Source organism: Saccharopolyspora sp. NPDC003752 (genome assembly GCF_053605825.1).
Window position 1 is genome coordinate 1 of sequence record NZ_JBSGJZ010000009.1, and the last position, 17154, is coordinate 17154.

The following is a 17154-nucleotide window of genomic DNA, read 5'->3' on the forward strand; positions in this document are numbered from 1 at the left end:
CCTAATTTTCATTTTAATTTGGACATTAATTTTAATTGTAATTTGCGGACCGAGGGCGGAACCCGGGCATCCCGGGGGTTGGACCGGTGGGTCGGACCGGTGGATCGGTGGGGCGGGTCAGTCGTCCAGCAGCCGGGCCATTGCGGTGCTCGCCTTGAGGCCCGAGCCGGTCAGCACCGCCACGACGACGTCGTCGTCGGTGAGGTGGCCGTCGCGCACGAACCGTTCGAGGGCGGGCACCACCTGGGCGCTCGTGGGTTCGGCGTAGAGGCCGGTCTTCGCCAGGGCGAGCGTCGCCGGGCGGAGTTCTTCCTCGGGCACCGCGGTCATCGCGCCTCCGCTGGCGCGGATCGCGCGCAGCACCTCCTGGTCGCGCACGGGGTGCGCGATGGAGGTGCCCTCGGCGAGCGTCGGGGCCCATTCGGCCGGTTCCACGCCGTCCGCGCCGGAGTCGAACGCTCGCACCAGCGGGCTGCACCGCTCCGGCTGGCTGACCAGCAAGCGCGGAACCCGGTCGATCTCGCCCGCCCGGTGCAGCTCGTCGAAGCCCGCGGCGCAGCCCAGCACGAGGCTCCCGGCACCGGCCGGGACGACCACCGCGGACGGGGCGGTGAAACCGAGGTCCTCCCAGATCTCGTAGGCGATGAGCTTGATGCCGTCGAGGAAGTGGGGGTGCCAGTTGTGGCTGGCGTAGAAGCGTTCGGCCGACCGGCGGAGCGCCTCGTCCGCGGTGTCCTGCCTGCTGCCGGGCACGAGTTCGACCGACGCGCCGTGGATCCGGCTCTGCAGGATCTTGGCCGGGGACGTCGCTTCGGGGGCGAGGATCTGCGCGTCGATCCCGGCCGCCGCGCAGTAGGCGGCGACGGACGAACCGCCGTTGCCGCTGGAGTCCTCCAGCACCGCGGGGACGCCCTGCGCGCGCAGGGTGCTGATCATCACCGAGGTGCCGCGGTCCTTGAAGCTGGCGGTGGGATTGGCCGATTCGGCCTTGACCGCCACGTCGAGCCCGGCCAGCCGGCGGTGCAGCAACGGGGTCAGCCCCTCGCCGAGGCTGACCGCCGGGGTGTCGGGCAGCGCGAGCGCGGCGGCGTAGCGCCATTGCGAGCGCACGCCCGAGTCGATGCGCTCGCGGGTGATGCCGGGCAGCGGCTCGATCAGCAGGGGAGATCCGTCGTCGCCGCACCAGCGCGGCTCGTCGATCGGGTAGCGGCGGCCGGCGCGGTCGACCAGCTCGGGTTCGCCAGTGCTCACGATGTCTCCTCGGCTCGGGTGGACGGTTCGGAAGGGAAGCGCGAAAGTCATTGCCCCGCAGGGACATCCAGGCGCCGCGCGAGTCCCTCGGCGATGTGGTCGATCGCGAGCTTCGCGCGCCGGGTCAGGTTCTGGGCGGAGGCGTAGACGGCGTAGATGTTCGCGCCGGGAGTGGGGACGCCGTCGAGCAGCTGGACCAGCGCGCCGGTGCGCAGCATCGGGGCGACGTGCCACCGGGAGCGCATGAGCAGCCCGTGGCCTTCCACGCACCACTGCGTCGCGACGTCGCCGTCGTTGCTGACCATGGAGCCGGGGACCTTCACCGCGGTCTCCTCCGATTCGGTGCCGAATCTCCAGGCGGCGTGGTCGGAATCGTTCTCCCGGATCACGATGCAGTCGTGCTCGGGGAGCTCGTGGATCGACCGCGGCGGGTTCCGGTTCGCGAGGTACTTCGGGGCCGCGCACACGACGCGCCGGTTCGGGTGCAGGAGCCGGGCGCGGAGGCTGGAGTCGCGCTGCCTGCCGACCCGGATGGCGAAGTCGAACCGGGTCCCGGCGATGTGCAGCGGCAGGTGGGACAGCTCCAGGTCGATCTCGACATCGGGATGCAGGTCCTTGAACCGCCCCAGCAGGGGAGCGATGTGCGTGCGGCCGAGCCCGATGGTCAAGTGCACCGCGACGTGGCCGCGCAGCTCGTGGCGGCGCTTCGGCAGATCCACGACGCCCTTCTTTCGTCTCGCGCAACGCTGTTGTGCCGAATCAGGTCTTTTGGGTCCACTTCGTGCGCCCTACGCTACATGGAAATCGCCCGCGGGACGCGGGACGAGGTCGGGCCGAGCCGCCGGACAAAGCCGATTTCGACTGCGCCGCAAGGAAATGCGGCCAACGGGGGAAATCCAGCATGACCACCACGCATCGCATCGCCGTGATTCCCGGTGATGCGACCGGATCCTGGAGTTCGCCTTCGAGCTGGCGCCGAGGGCGTGCGGGTGCTGACCGCGGCCGCGCGCAGCCGCCCGCGCGAAGAGCAACGGGATCTCGATCTCGATGCCGTACTGGGACGAACGGGTGCAGAACATGGCCGCCCGGTAACCCGACGTCGAGGTGGACAAGTACCACATCGACATCCGCACCGCGAACTTCGTGATGCACCCCGACTGCAACCTCTTCGGCGACATCCTCTCCGATCTCGGTCCGGCCTGAACGGGCACGATCGGCGTGGCACCGAGCGCGAACATCAACCCGGAGCGGAACTTCCCGAGCCTCTTCGAGCCGGTGCACAGCTCGGCGTCGGACATCGCGGGCAAGGGGATCGCGAACCCGGTCGGCCAGATCTGGTGCGCCGCGATGATGCTGGAGCACCTCGGCGAGCACGCCGCCGGCGCGGCCGTACTGGGCCGCGGCGGAGCGCGGCTCACGCCGGATCTGGGCGGCGACGGCACGACCGCGGAGCTCGGAGCCGCCGTCGCCGACGCGGTCCGCGGCGCCCGCTGAGAGCGCTCCTGCCCGGTCGATCGGCTCCCGGATTTGCCGCCGCCGCCCGGAAATCGATTGGTCGGTCGCGCCGTTTTCCGCGTATCCCGTCGACGCCTCGCTGGTCACGGTGTGCCACAGCGGGCTCGGCGGCACCGGGGACGTGGCGATCCTCTCCGCGTCGAACCGGACGGTGCTCATGCCGTTCGCCCAGATCTCCACGCGGATCGGTGGGGTCGTGACGGTCATCAGCGCGGCCGCGCTCATCCAGGCGTTCGGCTGATGGGCCTGGTGGGGCTCATCGGGAGGTGCGGCGGGCAAGAGGTTGAATCAGCTGGACGACTTCTTCGGCGCGAGCCGCGATGCGCATCGCCGCGATCGCGGAATCGCCGCCCGGCAAGGTTCACGGCTGAACACCGCTCCTGGGCAACATCATGCGAGCACGCAAGGAGGTTTACCGCCGCTCCCGCTGCGGATCGGGCGGCGGTCGGGTTCACGATCGGGAGCAGGCGCTCGCCGGTTGCCGGTTCGCGAGGAGATCTTCGGTGAACCGCTGCGCCGCGGGCTGGGACGCCGCGAGGACCTGGCGGTGATCCGCGCCGTCGTACGCCTCGTAGCCGATCGCGGGGGAGCGTTCGCACAGGGACTTCACCAGCTGGTCGGTTCCCCGCTTGCTCACGAGCACGTCCGTCGTGCCCTGCAGGACCAGGGTCGGGACGCGGAGCGCCAGGCCCTCCGGTTCCTGCGACTTCAGGTACGCCGTCAGCCGGTCGAGATCCGCGCCCTCGCGGAAGACCCGCTCCGCCCGCACCGTCGAGGCGGCCTCCCGGATCCCGTCCTGGCAGGTCGTGCGCGCCGCGTCCAGCACCGGCCGGACCTCGTCGGCGAGCAGCTGTTCGGGCACGATTCCGGGATCGACCGCGGCCGCCCCGATGAGCATCGTGGGGAGGAACGGCAGCGCCGCGCGGACGCCCTGCTCACCCGTTTGCTGCTGGAAGTACGCCGTCGTCTGGCTCGTCTGGAAGCCGCCCGGCGCGATGGACACGGCACCGCGCAGCGACAGCCCAGCGGCTTGCTGGTCCGCTGCCGCGGTGAACAGCGCGGCGTGGCCGCCCTGGCTGTGCCCCACCGCGAACCAGTCCGGTCCGACGCCGGGGTCGACCTGGCGCGCGGCCCGGACGATGTCGGCGACCGCGTTCGCCGCGCTGGGCCCGTTGAGGTAGGGGTGTTCCCCGGGGGTGCCGAGCCCCTCGTAGTCGGTCTGCACCACGACGTAACCGGCGGCGACCCACTGGTCCAGCGTCTGGTCGACGAGCCCGACGTAGGAGTGCGCCGGGCCGCCCGGCCGGTCGGCGGACGGCGCGCAGGCGTCGGCCGTGCCGGTGGTGCCGTGCGCCCAGCTGATCACCGGCCAGCCCGCCTGCGGCGGGGGAGACCCGGGCACCGAGACCGTTCCCGAGACCGTGACCGGCTTCCCATCGGCGTCCGCGGAGGTGTAGGAGATCAGCCATTCGCCCTGCGCGCTGGGCAGGCGCCGGTGGTCCAGCGGGACCGAACTCGACAGGGTGCCGCGTTCCGGCGGTACCGGCTCCGGCGTGTCGCCGGTGCCCGCGGAGCAACCGGACGCGACCAGTCCGGCCGCGAGCAGCGCGGTCAGCGAGGTGGTTGGGGACAACCGGTTCACGGGCGTTCCTCCCGGGCGGTCGGGGTTCGAAGTCCCGCAGAGACAACCCCGTCGGCGCTCGGTGGGAGTCCGCTGATCCCACTCACCGGTACTACCGGATCCCGCGTCGCGGTGACCTCCGATAGGCATGCGGTGATGGCCGCTGCGCCGGATTTCCCAGGCGAGGCCGAACGAACTGGTGTGAGGAGCACGAGGACATGACACGCCGCATCGCCGTGACCGGCTCGGCATCGGGCATCGGCAAGGCCCTGGTGGAGGTGCTGAAGGCGCAGGGGGACACCGTGATCGGTGTCGATCGGGACACCGCGGACGTCCGGGCCGACCTGTCCACCGACGAGGGGCGGACCCGGGCGGTGGCGGAGGTGGCCGAACTCGGCGCGGGACGCCTGGACGGCGTGGTCGCGTGCGCCGGCGTCTCGTTGCCCGATCCGATCGCCGTGGGCGTCAACTACTTCGGCGTCGTCCGGCTGCTGGAGGGGCTTCGGCCGTTGCTCGCCGCCGCCCCGCAGCCGCAGGCCGCGGTGGTCGGTTCCATCGCCGGCACGCAGCCGGTCGACCAGGCCGTGATCGAAGCGTGCCTGCGGGACGACGAGCAGGCGGCGCTGGAACGCGCGAAGGCAGCGGTCGAGGGCGGGGCCGGTTCCCGGTTGTACCCGTCGTCGAAATCGGCCCTCGCGCAGTGGCTGCGCAGAGCGGCGGTGACCGCGCACTGGGCGGGTGCGGGCATCCCGCTCAACGCCGTGGCACCGGGAGTCGTGCTCAGCCCGATGGCGGCGCCGCTCCTGGAGGACGAAGCGATGAAGAAGGTCATGGACGAGGCGGTGCCGATGCCGCTGAACGGATACGCGGAACCGGGCGTGATCGCCACGGCGCTGGGCTGGCTGATCAGCGCGGGGAACACGCACATGACCGGCCAGGTGATCTATGTGGACGGTGGCGCCGAAGCCACCCTGCGGGGCCCGGAAGTCTTCTAGCGGGCCGGGAGCGGGGCCGCGGTGCGCGACCGCAGCCCCGTTCTCGTGGCGCAGTGGCCGAACCAAAGCGCCCACCGACCCTGCCGCCTATCGAGGCGAACGGTCCGTTCGCTCCGTTTCGGTGGTGTGAGCTGGTGTTGGGTGGGTGGAGTGAACGGCCTGTTCGCCTCGTCTATTGAGGTGAACAGGCCGTTCACTCCACACCAGTCGGGCGAGGTCGTGCCACCGCGCCGGATGGGGCTTCGCCGGGACAGCCCCTACGGTGTGTGCCGGCCGCGGAGGGGGCCGGTGGAGAGGGCGCTGATCAGGGCGATGGCGCCGCACACCGCAGTTGCGAGGAAGGCCAGCACGAAGCCCGATTCGGCGTAGTGCACCTCGGTGCCGAGATCGGTCGCGCCCGGCAGCAGTAGCAGCACCACCAGCGCCTGCGATCCGAGCGAACTGCCGAAACTGCCCACCAGGTTCAGCATTCCGCCGCTGACTCCCTGCACGTCGGCCGGCACCGCGTGCATGATGACGTTCGGGAGCGAGGCCGAGGCGGCCCCGATGCCGAGCCCGAAGATCAGCTGCGACAGCAGGACGATCCCCGTGGTGTCGTGGACGAACGCGATCAGGGTCGCGCCGATGGTGAGCGCCGAGGCGCCGAAGGCCATGCCGGCGTGGGGCCCGAAGCGCCGCGAGACCAGCCCGCTGACCGGGCCCGCGATCATCCCGGACACTCCTGATGCGGCGACGAATCCGGCCACCTCGAGCGCCGACGAGCCGAACCCGAAGCCGCCTTCCGGCGACGACATCACGAACATCGGCACCAGCATGGAGTTGCCGACCAGTGCGAACTGCACGCAGGCGTTGGCGATCATGGGAAGGCCGACCCGGCGCCGCGTGAGGAGTCCGATGTGGACGAGCGGATCAGCGGCGCGCCGCTCGTAGGCGACCCATCCCGCGATGAGCAGCACGCCCGCGATGATCCCGCCCAGCGTCGGCACCGAGACCCAGCCCGCCTTCTTGGCCATGCCGATACCGGCGAGGAAGGCCAGCGCGCCGAGCCCCAGCAGCGCCGCCCCGGCCCAGTCCACGCCGACCTTCGCACGCAGCCCGCTCTCGGGGATCAACCGCCACACCAGCAGGCCCACCACGACCGCGTAGCAGAGCTGGAACCAGAAGACGCCGCGGAAGGAGAACGTGCCGAGCAGGATTCCGCTGATGAACGGGCCGATGATCGTGCTGGCCCCCATCCCCGTGCCGATGAAGCCCAGCGCGATCGGGATCAGCCGCTTCGGCAGCACGTCCCGGACCAGCCCGTACGCCAGCGACAGGACGGCCAGGCCGAAGCCCTGCAGCGCGCGACCGGCGATCATCAGCGGCAGCACCGGAGCCGTCGCGCACAGCGCGGTGCCGACCGCGAACACGGCGGTGCAGGCCAGCGAGACCTTCTTCTTGCCGTAGACGTCGCCCAGCTTGCCGCACACCGCGAACGCGATCGCGCCCACCAGGGTGACGGCGGTGATGATCCAGGAGATGTCCGGCGATCGGTACGCGGCGGCGATGTTCGACAGCACCGGCGGCACCATCGTGTAGGCGAGCCCGGTGATCTCCACCAGCAGGACGAGGAGCGCGATGATCGCGTAGTTCTGCGCGGTGGACCGCTCCTCGCGGACGGATTCGCCGTCGGCGTCCGGTCCGGTGGGCGCAGATCTTTGCGGCAGCGATTCCTGATCCATTTTGGACTCCTCGCTGAGTCGGATTGGCTGCGGTGATCATCGAATTCGGTCCGGCGGGGCGGAGTTCTGGCCGGCCGCGCGGCGCCCGGGCACGTCGGGCGGATGCCCGGAGCGGGCGTGCCAGCGGACGCTAGCGACTCGACCAGGGGGCAACCGAAGAGGTCTCGGTCACCGAGACGGTGCGGAACCGGTCAGCGGCGGCTGCGAGGTCAACCCGGTTTCGCAGTGGCTCGGTATCAAGCACGCCGCGCCGGTCATGCGGGAGGGCGGCTCGATCGTGAACATCTCGTCGGTCAACGGGCTGGTCGGGGGAGCGGGCTTCGCCGGCTGCAGCGCCAGCAAGTTCGGCATCCGGGGCCTGACGAGGTCCGCGGCGCTGGAGCTCGGGCCGCGCGGGATCCGGGTCAACTCCGTGCACCCCGGCAGCGTGGCCACGCCGATGACCGGCAGGGAGGAGGACGAACTGGAGGACCAGGCCGCCGGCTGCCGATTCCCCGCTACGCCAGGCCGCAGGAGATCAGCAACGCGGTGCTGTTCCTCGCTTTCGACGAGTCGAGCTACTGCACGGGAGCGGAGTTCGTCGACGGCGGGATGACCGCAGGCGCCGGGTTCTGAGGGGCGTTCCAGACTGCGGTGCGGGCACGCGTGAGGGGTGATCGCCTGGCACGCAGGGCGGCGTTTTCGCGCGAAACCGGCGTTCCGCGTGAGGGCGGGTGGCGGTTTCGCGCGAAACCGCCACCTCCCCGGGCCTCAGGCGCCTTGCAGATGAGCCCTTGTGGAACGATTCTGAGGCGAAAAGTGTCCTATTAGGACGTGGCTGTGATGCTCAGGCCGGGCGGAGCACCGCGAAATCGCCCAGGGTGATCCGCATGTCGAACGTGCGCGACGACAGCCGCCATCCGCCGGGCGTGCGCACCCAGCGGTCGTCGTACTCGCCCATGCACTCGAAGAACCGCCCGGCCATCGGCCCGGCCCCGACGTGGTGCACGCGCGCGTAGGTGAGCGAACGCGCGGTGTCGCCGTCCACCGCCACCCGGTGGTTGCCGAGCAGGTGCTGCGTCGGCCCGCACCCGTCGAGGTGATCGCGCATCTGCCGCACGATCGCCTCGACGCCGTCCCGGCTGTACCCGTGGGCGTCCGGGAGGAAGGTGGCCTCGATGGCTGCCCAGTCCCGTGCGTCGATCGCGGCCGCCAGCTCGGCGAGCCGCTCCACGATCTCCTCCCGGGCGGTCATTCCGCCTCCACCGCAACGGGATCGAGCGCCGCGAGCAGTCGCGGCGACTCCTCGCGGCCGTCGAGCACCCGGCCCGTGCGGCGGGTGACGCGCCAGCCCGCCGGGCCGCGCCGCAGCTGCCAGCGGTTGGCGGTGGCGCGGCGCACGACGAACTCCCCGCCGTTGTGCACCACCATCAGCGAGTGGCCCACGGCGACGGCCTCGTCGCCGTCGACGGTGATGTGCGCGGGGCCGAGGAAGTGGGCGCAGCCGCCCTCGATCCAGCCCTGGTGCGTCGCGCCGGTGACCATCGCGGCGATCTCGGCGCGGCCGTTCATCGACCACCCGTCGACCTCGTACGTGCCGTCGGGTTCCCAGCGGTCGGCCACCGCCTCGGCGCTCCCGCTGTCGACCAGCGGGCCGTAGCTCGCGATGAGCCGGGCGATCTCCTGCTGGTCCTCGATCCGCCGCAGGCGCTCCTCCAGCGCGGCGAACCGCTCGGCAAGATCGGTGGATTCCTCAGCCATCGGTACCTCGTCCCGTCAATCGATGCCGGCCGCGATGCCGGCCAGGGCTTCGAGCTGCTCGCAGTAGTGATCGGCGGATCGCGCCCGCAGCTGGGCGCCGACGAGCGTGGCGCCCGCTTCGCGCACCTGCACCAGCGCCGCCTCGGCCGCCGCCGGCTTTTCCAGCGGGTCCAGCGCGCCGGAGGAGAGCACGACCTCGAAGTCCGCCGGAAGTTCGACCTTGGCCAGCATCTCCCGCAGCTGGGCCACGTCGAGGCCGAAGGGCACCCAGCCGTCGCCGTGCGTCGCCGCGCGTCGGAGGGAGCGCAGCGTCCGGCCGCCGATCCACATCGGCACGCGGGCCTGCACGGCGTGCGGCTCCACGACGAAGCCCGCGTAGTCGTAGTGCTCGCCGTGGTACTCCGGTTCCCGCTGCGACAGGCTGGCCCGCAAGGCGGCGAGGGCGTCGTCGGCTCGGGAGCCCCGCCCCTCGAACTGCGCGCCGAGCAGCGCGAATTCCTCTTCCAGGCTGCCCACGCCGAGCCCGAGCACCAGTCGGCCGCCCGACACGCGGTCGAGGGTGCCGTAGCGCTTGGCGATCTCCAGCGGGTGGTGGTAGCCGAGCACCAGGACCTGCGTGGCGAGGCGGATCCGCGTGGTGCGCGCGGCCAGGTACCCGAGCGTGGCCAGCGGGTCCCAGTAGGTCGCGCCGCGCTGCTCGGCGACCTCCCGGGGAATGCCCACGTGCTCGCTGCACGTCAGGTGGTGGAAACCCAGCCGGTCGGCGGCCTCGGCGATCCTGCCGAGCTCCTCGATGCCCGCCGTGCGCTCCCACTCCGAATGCACGCCGGGCACCTGCGTCACCACCGGGCTTGCGATGCCGACTCTCATCTGCAGACCTTTCCTCGCACGGCACCGGTTCCACCGGGCCGTCGACAAGGTTTAGCCCAGCCGCCTCGGCGAACTCCCGGCTCATCCCGGTCACCGGGAGCCGGCGGCCGCCCGGAACGCGGGCGAAACCCCGGCGGGAGGCTTCCGCAGCTCGCGCGCCGCTGCTACCGTTCCAGAGAAGAATTCATTTCAGTTTTGCTTCCGGTACGCCGGGCCGAGGGGAGAACCATGACTGTCCCTTTCGCTCGCGAGAACGCTGACTCCCCGCGCCGCGAGCTGCCGCCGTCGATGGTGGAACGGATGACGCTGATCCTCGACTCGTTCGAGCGCTGCTCCGCTCGGCTCACCCTGGAAGACGTGGCTCGGCGCACGCATCTTCCCAGGTCGACAGCGCATCGGATCCTCGATCAGCTGGTCCGGCTCGACTGGCTCCGGCACAGCGCCGCCGGCTACTCGCTCGGGCGCCGCGCGCTCAGCCTCGGCGGCCAGGCCAACGCCCACGACGAGCTCCGCGGCGCCGCCGCACCGCTGCTCCACGACCTCCAGATGAAAACTGGAATGGTCGTTCACCTCGCGGTGCTGGAGGGCGGCGAGATCCACTACCTCGACAAGGTGGGCGGCCGGTTCGCCGCGTCGGTGCCCTCGTGCGTCGGCGGCCGGGCCCCGGCGCACTCGACCGCCCTGGGCAAGGCGATCCTGGCCGGGCTCGCGCCCGAGACCGTGGACGAGCTGCTCGGCGACCGCATCGGGCGGCTGACGGACCGGACCATCGGCGACATCGGCACCCTGCACCAGGAGCTCAACCGCATCCGGCGCCGCCGCGGTCTCGCCTTCGAACGGGGCGAGTGCATTCCCTCGCTCGCCTGCGCGGCGGCCGCCGTCCGCGGCCCGGAGGGACCGGTGGGCAGCATCTCCCTGGTGGGCTACGTCAAGGCGCCGTTGGAGAAGGTGGCGCCGCTGGTCGTGGACGCCGCCAGGACGGTGTCGGACGTGCTCTACCCGGCTGCGGTGAAACCGCGCTCCTGTCGCAAGATGAGCGTGGTCGCGCCCGAGAAGACCTGGTCGACCGCGACGCTCGACCGGATGATGGCGGCCGGATCCGGCGACTGGCTCTGACCGCCGGGCGCCGGATTCCGGCCGCGCACGGCGGAAACCCGGTGCGCACGGCGGCTCAGGCCCAGGTGTCGCCCCAGCCCCAGGCGTCCGGCATGACGAGCTCCGGCTCCGGGGCGATCCCGAACCTGCCCCGGAAGAAGACCATCGGCGGCGCGTCGGCGGGCGTCTCCAGCTCCAGCACCCGGCCGATCACCACGTCGTGGTCGCCGGCGGCGTGCACGTCGTGCACCTCCGCGTGCACCCGCAGGAGCACGCCGGGCAGCGCCGGGCTGCCCCACCGGGACAGCTGCCAGGGCAGTCCCTCGAACTTGGCTCCCCGGCTGGAACCGAACCGGTCGCACAGGTCGTTCTGCCGCTCGGCGAGCACGTTCACGCAGAAGCGCCCGGCGTCGCGGATCCGCGGCCAGGACCGGCCCCGGTGGTCGGCGCAGAACAGCACGAGCGGCGGTTCCAGGGACACCGAGGCGAAGGACTGGCAGGCGAAGCCCACCGGCTCGCCGTCGTACCCGGTCACCACCGTGACGCCGCTGGCGAAGGTACCCATCGCCCGCCGCATCTCCAGCGGCGTGGGCGCCACCGCCGCGGGGGCGTCGTCCACCGTCACCTGAGGATCTTCCGCTGCACGCTGGGTGTTCACGGGACCGACGTTATGCGCGCGGTTGCGGCGTTCTCGCCGCGTCGTCCCGTTGAGCGGGAAGCACCGCCGGGCCCCCCGGAAGCGGATTCCGCGCGCGGTCGCGATCCTGTTGGCCGGGAGCCCGCGATCCCGCTGATCGGGAGTTCGTGACGCCCGACCGGGGCACCCGCGCTTAACGTGCAGCGGCGAAACCCCTGAAAGTCCTCGAGAGCTTGGGCGTGAGATGACGGAACTGAACTACGAGTCCACGCTGCGCGAGCTGCAGACGGACCGCGGTGTCCTGCGCTACCACGAAGCCGGCGACGGGCCGCCCCTGCTGATGCTGCACGGGTCCGGCCCCGGCGTCACCGGGTGGCGGAACTTCCGCGGCAACCTCCCGGTCTTCGCCGAGCACTTCCGCTGCCTGGTCCTGGAATTCCCCGGCTTCGGCGTCAGCGACCCCACCGACGAGCACCCCATGGTCGCCGCCCCCGACGCGGTCCGGCGCTTCCTGGACGGCCTCGGCCTCCAGCAGGTGGACGTGATCGGCAACTCCATGGGCGGCATCGTCGCGACCCGGTTCGCCATCGACCAGCCGGACCGCGTGCGCCGGCTCGTCACCATCGGCGGGATCGGCCGCAACCTCTTCAGCCCCTCGCCGGGCGAGGGCATCAACCTGCTGATGGAGTTCACCGAGGAACCCACGCGGGAACGGCTCGTGGCGTGGCTGAACTCCATGGTGTACGACCGGTCGCTGGTGACCGAGGAGCTGATCGAAGAGCGCTGGGCGCACGCCACCGATCCGAGCACCCTCGCCAGCGCGCGGAAGATGTACGGCCGCAAGGCTTTCGAGGCCGTCGCCGCCGCCGCGGCGATGTCCGACGAGCCGCCGTACTGGGCGATGCTGCACAAGGTCCGCGCCAGGACGATGATCACGTGGGGACGCGACGACCGGGTCAGCCCGGTGGACATGGCGCTGATCCCCATGCGCACGATTCCCGACGCGGAACTGCACATCTTCCCCAACTGCGGGCACTGGACGATGATCGAGCAGAAGGAAGCCTGGGAGAGCGCGGTGCTGGCGTTCCTGACGCGGAAGGACGCGCCGTGACCGCGTCCTGGGACCACGAGTTCGACCTCGTCGTCGTCGGCTCCGGCGGCGGCGGGATGACCGCCGCGCTCACCGCCACCGACGCGGGCCTGTCGACGGTGGTCGTCGAGAAGGCCGGGAAGTACGGCGGCAGCACCGGGATGTCCGGCGGCGGCATCTGGATCCCCAACAACCCCGTGCTGCGGGCGAAGGGCCACGACGACAGCCGCGAGTCGATCCGCCGGTACCTGGACCTGCTCACCGAGGGCAAGGTGCCGGCCGCCCGCCTCGACGCCTACGTCGACCACGGCCCCGCGGCGATGGAACTGCTGTGCCGCAGCAGGTGGATGCGGTTCTACTGGACCAAGGGGTACGCCGACTACCACCCGGAGTACGAGGGCGGCCGGCCGATGGGGCGATCCGTCGAGCCGCTGCCGTTCGACACGCGGAAGCTCGGCGCGGACGAGGAGTTCCAGCGCCCCAACAGCATGAAGGGTCCGCTGGGCCTGTGGGTCACCGGCAAGGACTACCACGACCTGGCCATGGTCAAGCGCACCTGGCGGGGCCGCTGGGCGTCGGTGATCGCCGCTTGGCGGGTGTCCTCCAACGTCGTCCGGCGGCGGCACATGTCCACCGGCGGCCGGGCCCTGGTCGCGCGGATGCGGATGGCGCTCAAGGACGCCGGAATCCCGCTGTGGCTGCGGGCTCCGATGACCGACCTGGTGGTCGAGGACGGTCGGGTGACCGGTGTCGTCGTGCGCCGCGACGGTGAGCAGCAGCGCATCCGCGCCCGCCGCGGCGTGCTGCTCGCGACCGGCGGGTTCGACCACAACAGCGAGATGCGGGCGGAATACCTGCCCGAGGGCGGCCAGGAGAACCACAGCCTCGGCGCGGTGGAGAACGTCGGGGACGGCATCGCCGCGGGCCGGAAGCTGGGCGCGGCCCTGGACTTCATGGACGACGCGTGGTGGATGCCCTCGGTCGAACATCCCTCGGGCGCCACGATCCCGCTGGTCTCCGAGCGCGCCATCCCGGGCCAGATCATCGTGTCGGCGGACGGGAAGCGGTTCACCAACGAGTCGGCCCCCTACACGAACTTCGTGCACGCCCAGCTGGCGGGCAAGCACCGGCCGATCTGGTTCATCATGGACGCGAGGGCGCGCGCGAGGTACCCGTTCGCGCAGATCCTGCCCGGCATGCCGTTCCCGCAGAGCTTCTACGACGCCGGCATCGTGCACCGGGCCGGCACGATCGCGGAACTCGCGGAACGCGTCGACGTCCCGGCGGACGCGCTGCAGCAGACCGTCGAGCGGTTCAACGGCTTCGCCCGCGCGGGCAAGGACGCGGACTACGGCCGCGGCGACAGCGCCTACGACCGCTACTACGGCGATCCCACCCTGAACAACCCCAACCTGGACGTGATCGACAAGGCGCCGTTCTACGCGGTGCGGGTCGAGGCGGGTGATCTCGGCACGAAGGGCGGCCTGGTCACCGACGAGCTCGGCCGGGTCCTGCGCGCCGACGACTCGGTGATCGAGGGCCTCTACGCCACCGGCAACACCACCGCGTCGATCATGGCCAACGAGTACGCGGGCCCCGGCGCCACCATCGGCCCGTCCATCGTCTTCGGCTACATCGCGGCGAAGCACGCCGCGGGAGTTCTCGGATGAGGCGGGAGGAAACATGACGCCGCCAACGGTGTGGAAGCTTCGCGTCGTCGAGGTGATCCGGGAGACCGCCGACGCGCACACCCTGGTCCTGGAGCACTCCGAGCAGCCGGGCGCGCCGTTCGGCTACCTGCCCGGCCAGTTCCTGACCATCCGGATCCCCTCGGACCGGCCGGGCGGTGCCGCCCGCTGCTATTCGCTGTGCAGTTCCCCGGTCTGCGACGAGAAGCTGAAGGTCACGGTCAAGCGCACCAAGGACGGCTACGGCTCGAACTGGATCTGCGACAACGTCGTGGCGGGCGACGTGCTCGACGTGCTGAGCCCGTCGGGCACGTTCACCCCCTCGTCGCTGGACACCGATCTGCTGCTCGTCGCCGCCGGCAGCGGGATCACCCCGGTGCTCTCGATCCTCAAGTCCGCCCTCCGCGCGGGCGCAGGCCGGATCACCTTGCTCTACGCCAACCGGGACGAGAACTCGGTGATATTCCGCGACGAACTGCAGACGCTCGGGCTCGACGAGCACGGCGACCGGCTCACCGTGCTGCACTGGCTGGAATCCGTGCAGGGGCTGCCGACCGCCGCGGGCGTGCGGGAGCTGCTGCGGCCCTACGCCGACCGCGAGGCTTTCGTCTGCGGGCCCAAGGTGTTCATGGACCTGGTGCTCGAATCGCTGACCGCGCTCGGCGCGCCGCCGAAGCGGGTGCACGTCGAACGCTTCACCTCGCTGACCGGCGATCCGTTCACCGCCAACGAGAATCCGCCGGAGATCAGCCCGGACGGGCCGATGAGCGAGGTCGAGGTGACCCTCGACGGGGAAACGCGCACCGTGTCGTGGCCCCGGAACAGCAAGCTGCTCGACGTGCTCCTGGCCGCGGGCCTGGACGCGCCGTACTCCTGCCGGGAAGGCGCCTGCAGCGCTTGCGCCTGCGTGCTGCTCGAAGGCGAGGTCGACCTCGAGCGCAACGAAGTGCTCGACGACACCGACCGCGCCGAGGGCATCATCCTCGGCTGCCAGGCAGTGCCGCTCAGCGACCGGCTGAAGCTGACCTACGACTACTGACCGGACGGGGTCCCGGTGAGCGGGCGGGAGAACCCGCGGTGCGCTCCTGCACCGCGGGTTTTCGCTCGTCCGGACGGAGTTCTGCGACGACCTCGCGGCGGGTGGTCCCGGTGAGCGGGAGAGGAATCCCAGCTGCGCGGGATCGGCTGGCACCGTTCAGGCATGCTCGATGCGACAACTCGACAGGCTGCCGCCGACGCCCTCCGGGCCGCGCAGTCCGATCGCGCGCCGATCGATCCGCTCACCGAGCGGTTCCCCGGCATCGACGTGGTCGACGCCTACGAGATCCAGCTGCTGAACATCCGCCGGCAGCTCGCCGCCGGCGCGGTGGTGCGCGGTCACAAGGTCGGGCTGTCGTCCCCCGTGATGCAGCGGATGATGGGCGTCGACGAGCCCGACTACGGCCACCTCCTCGACACGATGTTCCTGGCGGAGGACCGCGCGGTGGAAACCGCGCGCTACTGCTACCCGCGCATCGAGGTCGAGATCGGCTACGTCCTGGGCGATTCGCTGCCGGGCGAGGGGTGCACGGAGGAGGACGTGCTCGCCGCCACCGAGTACGTCGTCCCGAGCCTGGAGCTGATCGACAGCCGGATCGGGGACTGGCGGATCGGCCTCGCCGACACCATCGCCGACAACGCCTCCTCCGCGGGCGTCATCCTCGGCGCCGCCCGGGCCAAGCCCGGCGAGCTGGACCTCGCCGACATCGAGGCGGTGCTGTTCTCCGGCGGCGCGGAGATCGCCCGCGGGAACACCAGCGCGGTGCTCGGGAACCCCACCACGGCGGTGGCCTGGCTGGCCCGCAAGGTCGCCACCTTCGGCGTCCGGCTCGAAGCTGGGCACGTGATCCTGCCGGGCTCGTGCACCAGGGCCGTCGACGTCGCGCCGGGCGAGGAGTACCGCGCCGACTTCACCGGCCTCGGGTCGGTCACGGCCCGGTTCGCGTGAGGCGCACCGGGAACCTGGAAAGGACGAATGGAACAGTGACCAAGGCGACCGCTGCCATCGTGGGCTCCGGCAACATCGGCACCGACCTGATGTACAAGCTGCTGCGCTCCGAAACCATCGAGCCGCGCTGGATGATCGGCGTGGACCCCGACAGCCCCGGCCTCAAGCGCGCGGACGGCGAGGGGCTGATCAGCTCCGCCGCGGGCGTCGACTGGCTGCTGGCGCAGGACGAGCAGCCGGACATCGTGTTCGAGGCGACCTCGGCCTACGTGCACCGGGAGAACGCGCCGAAGTACGCCGAGCGGGGCATCCAGGCGATCGACCTGACCCCGGCCGCGCTGGGGCCCGCGGTCGTGCCCGCGGTCAACCTCGGCGAGCACCTCGACGCGCCCAACGTCAACCTGATCACCTGCGGCGGCCAGGCCACCATCCCGATCGTGCACGCCGTCTCGCGCGTGGTGGAGGTCGCCTACGCCGAGATCGTGGCCAGCGTCGCCTCGCCGTCGGCCGGGCCCGGCACCCGGGCGAACATCGACGAGTTCACCATCACGACCTCGCGCGGCATCGAGGAGATCGGCGGTGCCCGCCGGGGCAAGGCGATCATCATCCTGAACCCGGCCGAGCCGCCGATGCTGATGCGCGACACCGTGTTCTGCGCGATCCCGGCGGACTGCGACCGGGACGCGATCGCCCGGTCCGTCCACGAGGTCGTCGCGAACGTCGCGAGCTACGTGCCCGGCTACCGGCTGCGCGCCGAGCCGCAGTTCGACGATCCGTCCACTGTGAACGGTGGCATGGCCCGCGTCGCGGTGTTCCTCGAAGTGGAGGGCGCAGGCGACTTCCTCCCGCCGTACTCCGGGAACCTCGACATCATGACCGCCGCAGCGGCCGGCGTCGGCGCGGGCTTCGCCCGGCGGATCCGCGCGCAGAAGGGGCAGTGAGAA

Annotated in this window: 18 protein-coding genes and 1 pseudogene; 11 read left to right on the forward strand and 8 right to left on the reverse strand. The window is 71.3% G+C overall.

Annotated elements, in window-relative coordinates; genetic code table 11:
* Nucleotides 1-117: 117 nt before the first annotated feature.
* Nucleotides 118-1251 carry a threonine synthase gene (locus ACWEV3_RS13840; RefSeq protein WP_452614185.1) on the reverse strand — a complete coding sequence of 378 codons (1134 nt, stop codon included), beginning with the start codon at nt 1249-1251 and terminating at the stop codon, nt 118-120.
* 47 nt (nt 1252-1298) lie between these two features.
* Nucleotides 1299-1970, reverse strand: coding sequence for a LysR substrate-binding domain-containing protein (locus ACWEV3_RS13845; protein ID WP_452614186.1), 672 nt, complete (start codon nt 1968-1970; stop codon nt 1299-1301).
* A 493-nt stretch (nt 1971-2463) separates the two neighbouring features.
* On the opposite strand from ACWEV3_RS13845, the gene ACWEV3_RS13850 reads away from it, so the two are divergent.
* Both ACWEV3_RS13850 and ACWEV3_RS13855 read left to right on the forward strand, forming a co-directional pair.
* Nucleotides 2464-2745: an isocitrate/isopropylmalate family dehydrogenase gene (locus tag ACWEV3_RS13850; RefSeq protein ID WP_452614428.1), complete on the forward strand. Its 282-nt coding sequence runs from the start codon at nt 2464-2466 to the stop codon at nt 2743-2745.
* A 52-nt stretch (nt 2746-2797) separates the two neighbouring features.
* Nucleotides 2798-3007 (forward strand): 2-hydroxycarboxylate transporter family protein, encoded by a 210-nt coding sequence (locus ACWEV3_RS13855; protein ID WP_452614429.1) that lies wholly within the window; start codon nt 2798-2800, stop codon nt 3005-3007.
* Between the two features lie 210 nt (nt 3008-3217).
* Here the strand turns inward: ACWEV3_RS13855 and ACWEV3_RS13860 are convergent, their stop codons facing one another.
* Nucleotides 3218-4408 carry an alpha/beta hydrolase family protein gene (locus ACWEV3_RS13860; RefSeq protein ID WP_452614187.1) on the reverse strand — a complete coding sequence of 397 codons (1191 nt, stop codon included), beginning with the start codon at nt 4406-4408 and terminating at the stop codon, nt 3218-3220.
* Between the two features lie 197 nt (nt 4409-4605).
* On the opposite strand from ACWEV3_RS13860, the gene ACWEV3_RS13865 reads away from it, so the two are divergent.
* Complete coding sequence (locus ACWEV3_RS13865; protein WP_452614188.1) at nt 4606-5382, forward strand: SDR family oxidoreductase; 777 nt, start codon at nt 4606-4608, stop codon at nt 5380-5382.
* 257 nt (nt 5383-5639) lie between these two features.
* Here ACWEV3_RS13865 and ACWEV3_RS13870 read toward each other — a convergent pair whose 3' ends face one another.
* The gene (locus ACWEV3_RS13870) at nt 5640-7103 is read right to left on the reverse strand and encodes an MFS transporter (RefSeq protein ID WP_452614189.1); all 1464 of its coding nucleotides are present in this window, start codon (nt 7101-7103) and stop codon (nt 5640-5642) included.
* A gap of 256 nt (nt 7104-7359) precedes the next feature.
* On the opposite strand from ACWEV3_RS13870, the pseudogene ACWEV3_RS13875 reads away from it, so the two are divergent.
* Both ACWEV3_RS13875 and ACWEV3_RS13880 read left to right on the forward strand, forming a co-directional pair.
* Nucleotides 7360-7509 (forward strand): annotated as a pseudogene (locus tag ACWEV3_RS13875) (SDR family NAD(P)-dependent oxidoreductase); the annotation flags it as partial.
* 83 nt (nt 7510-7592) lie between these two features.
* Complete coding sequence (locus ACWEV3_RS13880; RefSeq protein WP_452614430.1) at nt 7593-7718, forward strand: SDR family oxidoreductase; 126 nt, start codon at nt 7593-7595, stop codon at nt 7716-7718.
* A gap of 211 nt (nt 7719-7929) precedes the next feature.
* Here ACWEV3_RS13880 and ACWEV3_RS13885 read toward each other — a convergent pair whose 3' ends face one another.
* From ACWEV3_RS13885 to ACWEV3_RS13895, 3 genes are read right to left on the reverse strand one after another with little or no spacing between them, the layout of a single operon-like run.
* A complete protein-coding gene (locus tag ACWEV3_RS13885) occupies nt 7930-8337 on the reverse strand; it encodes a nuclear transport factor 2 family protein (RefSeq protein ID WP_452614190.1) in 408 nt (135 codons plus the stop codon).
* Complete coding sequence (locus tag ACWEV3_RS13890; protein WP_452614191.1) at nt 8334-8843, reverse strand: nuclear transport factor 2 family protein; 510 nt, start codon at nt 8841-8843, stop codon at nt 8334-8336. The genes ACWEV3_RS13885 and ACWEV3_RS13890 overlap by 4 nt, the downstream gene beginning before the upstream one ends.
* Nucleotides 8844-8858: 15 nt before the next feature.
* Nucleotides 8859-9713 carry a TIGR03619 family F420-dependent LLM class oxidoreductase gene (locus tag ACWEV3_RS13895; RefSeq protein WP_452614192.1) on the reverse strand — a complete coding sequence of 285 codons (855 nt, stop codon included), beginning with the start codon at nt 9711-9713 and terminating at the stop codon, nt 8859-8861.
* Between the two features lie 228 nt (nt 9714-9941).
* Here ACWEV3_RS13895 and ACWEV3_RS13900 point away from each other — a divergent pair, with 228 nt between their 5' ends.
* On the forward strand, nt 9942-10829 hold the full coding sequence (locus ACWEV3_RS13900) for an IclR family transcriptional regulator (RefSeq protein WP_452614193.1): 888 nt from the start codon (nt 9942-9944) through the stop codon (nt 10827-10829).
* Nucleotides 10830-10884: 55 nt separating this feature from the next.
* Here the strand turns inward: ACWEV3_RS13900 and ACWEV3_RS13905 are convergent, their stop codons facing one another.
* The gene (locus ACWEV3_RS13905) at nt 10885-11466 is read right to left on the reverse strand and encodes a flavin reductase family protein (protein ID WP_452614194.1); all 582 of its coding nucleotides are present in this window, start codon (nt 11464-11466) and stop codon (nt 10885-10887) included.
* A 223-nt stretch (nt 11467-11689) separates the two neighbouring features.
* On the opposite strand from ACWEV3_RS13905, the gene ACWEV3_RS13910 reads away from it, so the two are divergent.
* The 5 genes from ACWEV3_RS13910 (at nt 11690) to ACWEV3_RS13930 (ending at nt 17151) form a co-directional block, all read left to right on the forward strand.
* Nucleotides 11690-12556 carry an alpha/beta fold hydrolase gene (locus ACWEV3_RS13910; protein ID WP_452614195.1) on the forward strand — a complete coding sequence of 289 codons (867 nt, stop codon included), beginning with the start codon at nt 11690-11692 and terminating at the stop codon, nt 12554-12556.
* On the forward strand, nt 12553-14205 hold the full coding sequence (locus ACWEV3_RS13915) for an FAD-binding protein (RefSeq protein ID WP_452614196.1): 1653 nt from the start codon (nt 12553-12555) through the stop codon (nt 14203-14205). The genes ACWEV3_RS13910 and ACWEV3_RS13915 overlap by 4 nt, the downstream gene beginning before the upstream one ends.
* Before the next feature lie 13 nt (nt 14206-14218).
* Complete coding sequence (locus tag ACWEV3_RS13920; protein WP_452614197.1) at nt 14219-15262, forward strand: 2Fe-2S iron-sulfur cluster-binding protein; 1044 nt, start codon at nt 14219-14221, stop codon at nt 15260-15262.
* A gap of 162 nt (nt 15263-15424) precedes the next feature.
* Entirely contained in the window at nt 15425-16210 is a 786-nt protein-coding gene (locus ACWEV3_RS13925) for a 2-keto-4-pentenoate hydratase (protein WP_452614198.1), read from the forward strand.
* 89 nt (nt 16211-16299) lie between these two features.
* On the forward strand, nt 16300-17151 hold the full coding sequence (locus ACWEV3_RS13930; protein WP_452614431.1) for an acetaldehyde dehydrogenase (acetylating): 852 nt from the start codon (nt 16300-16302) through the stop codon (nt 17149-17151).
* Nucleotides 17152-17154: the final 3 nt, after the last annotated feature.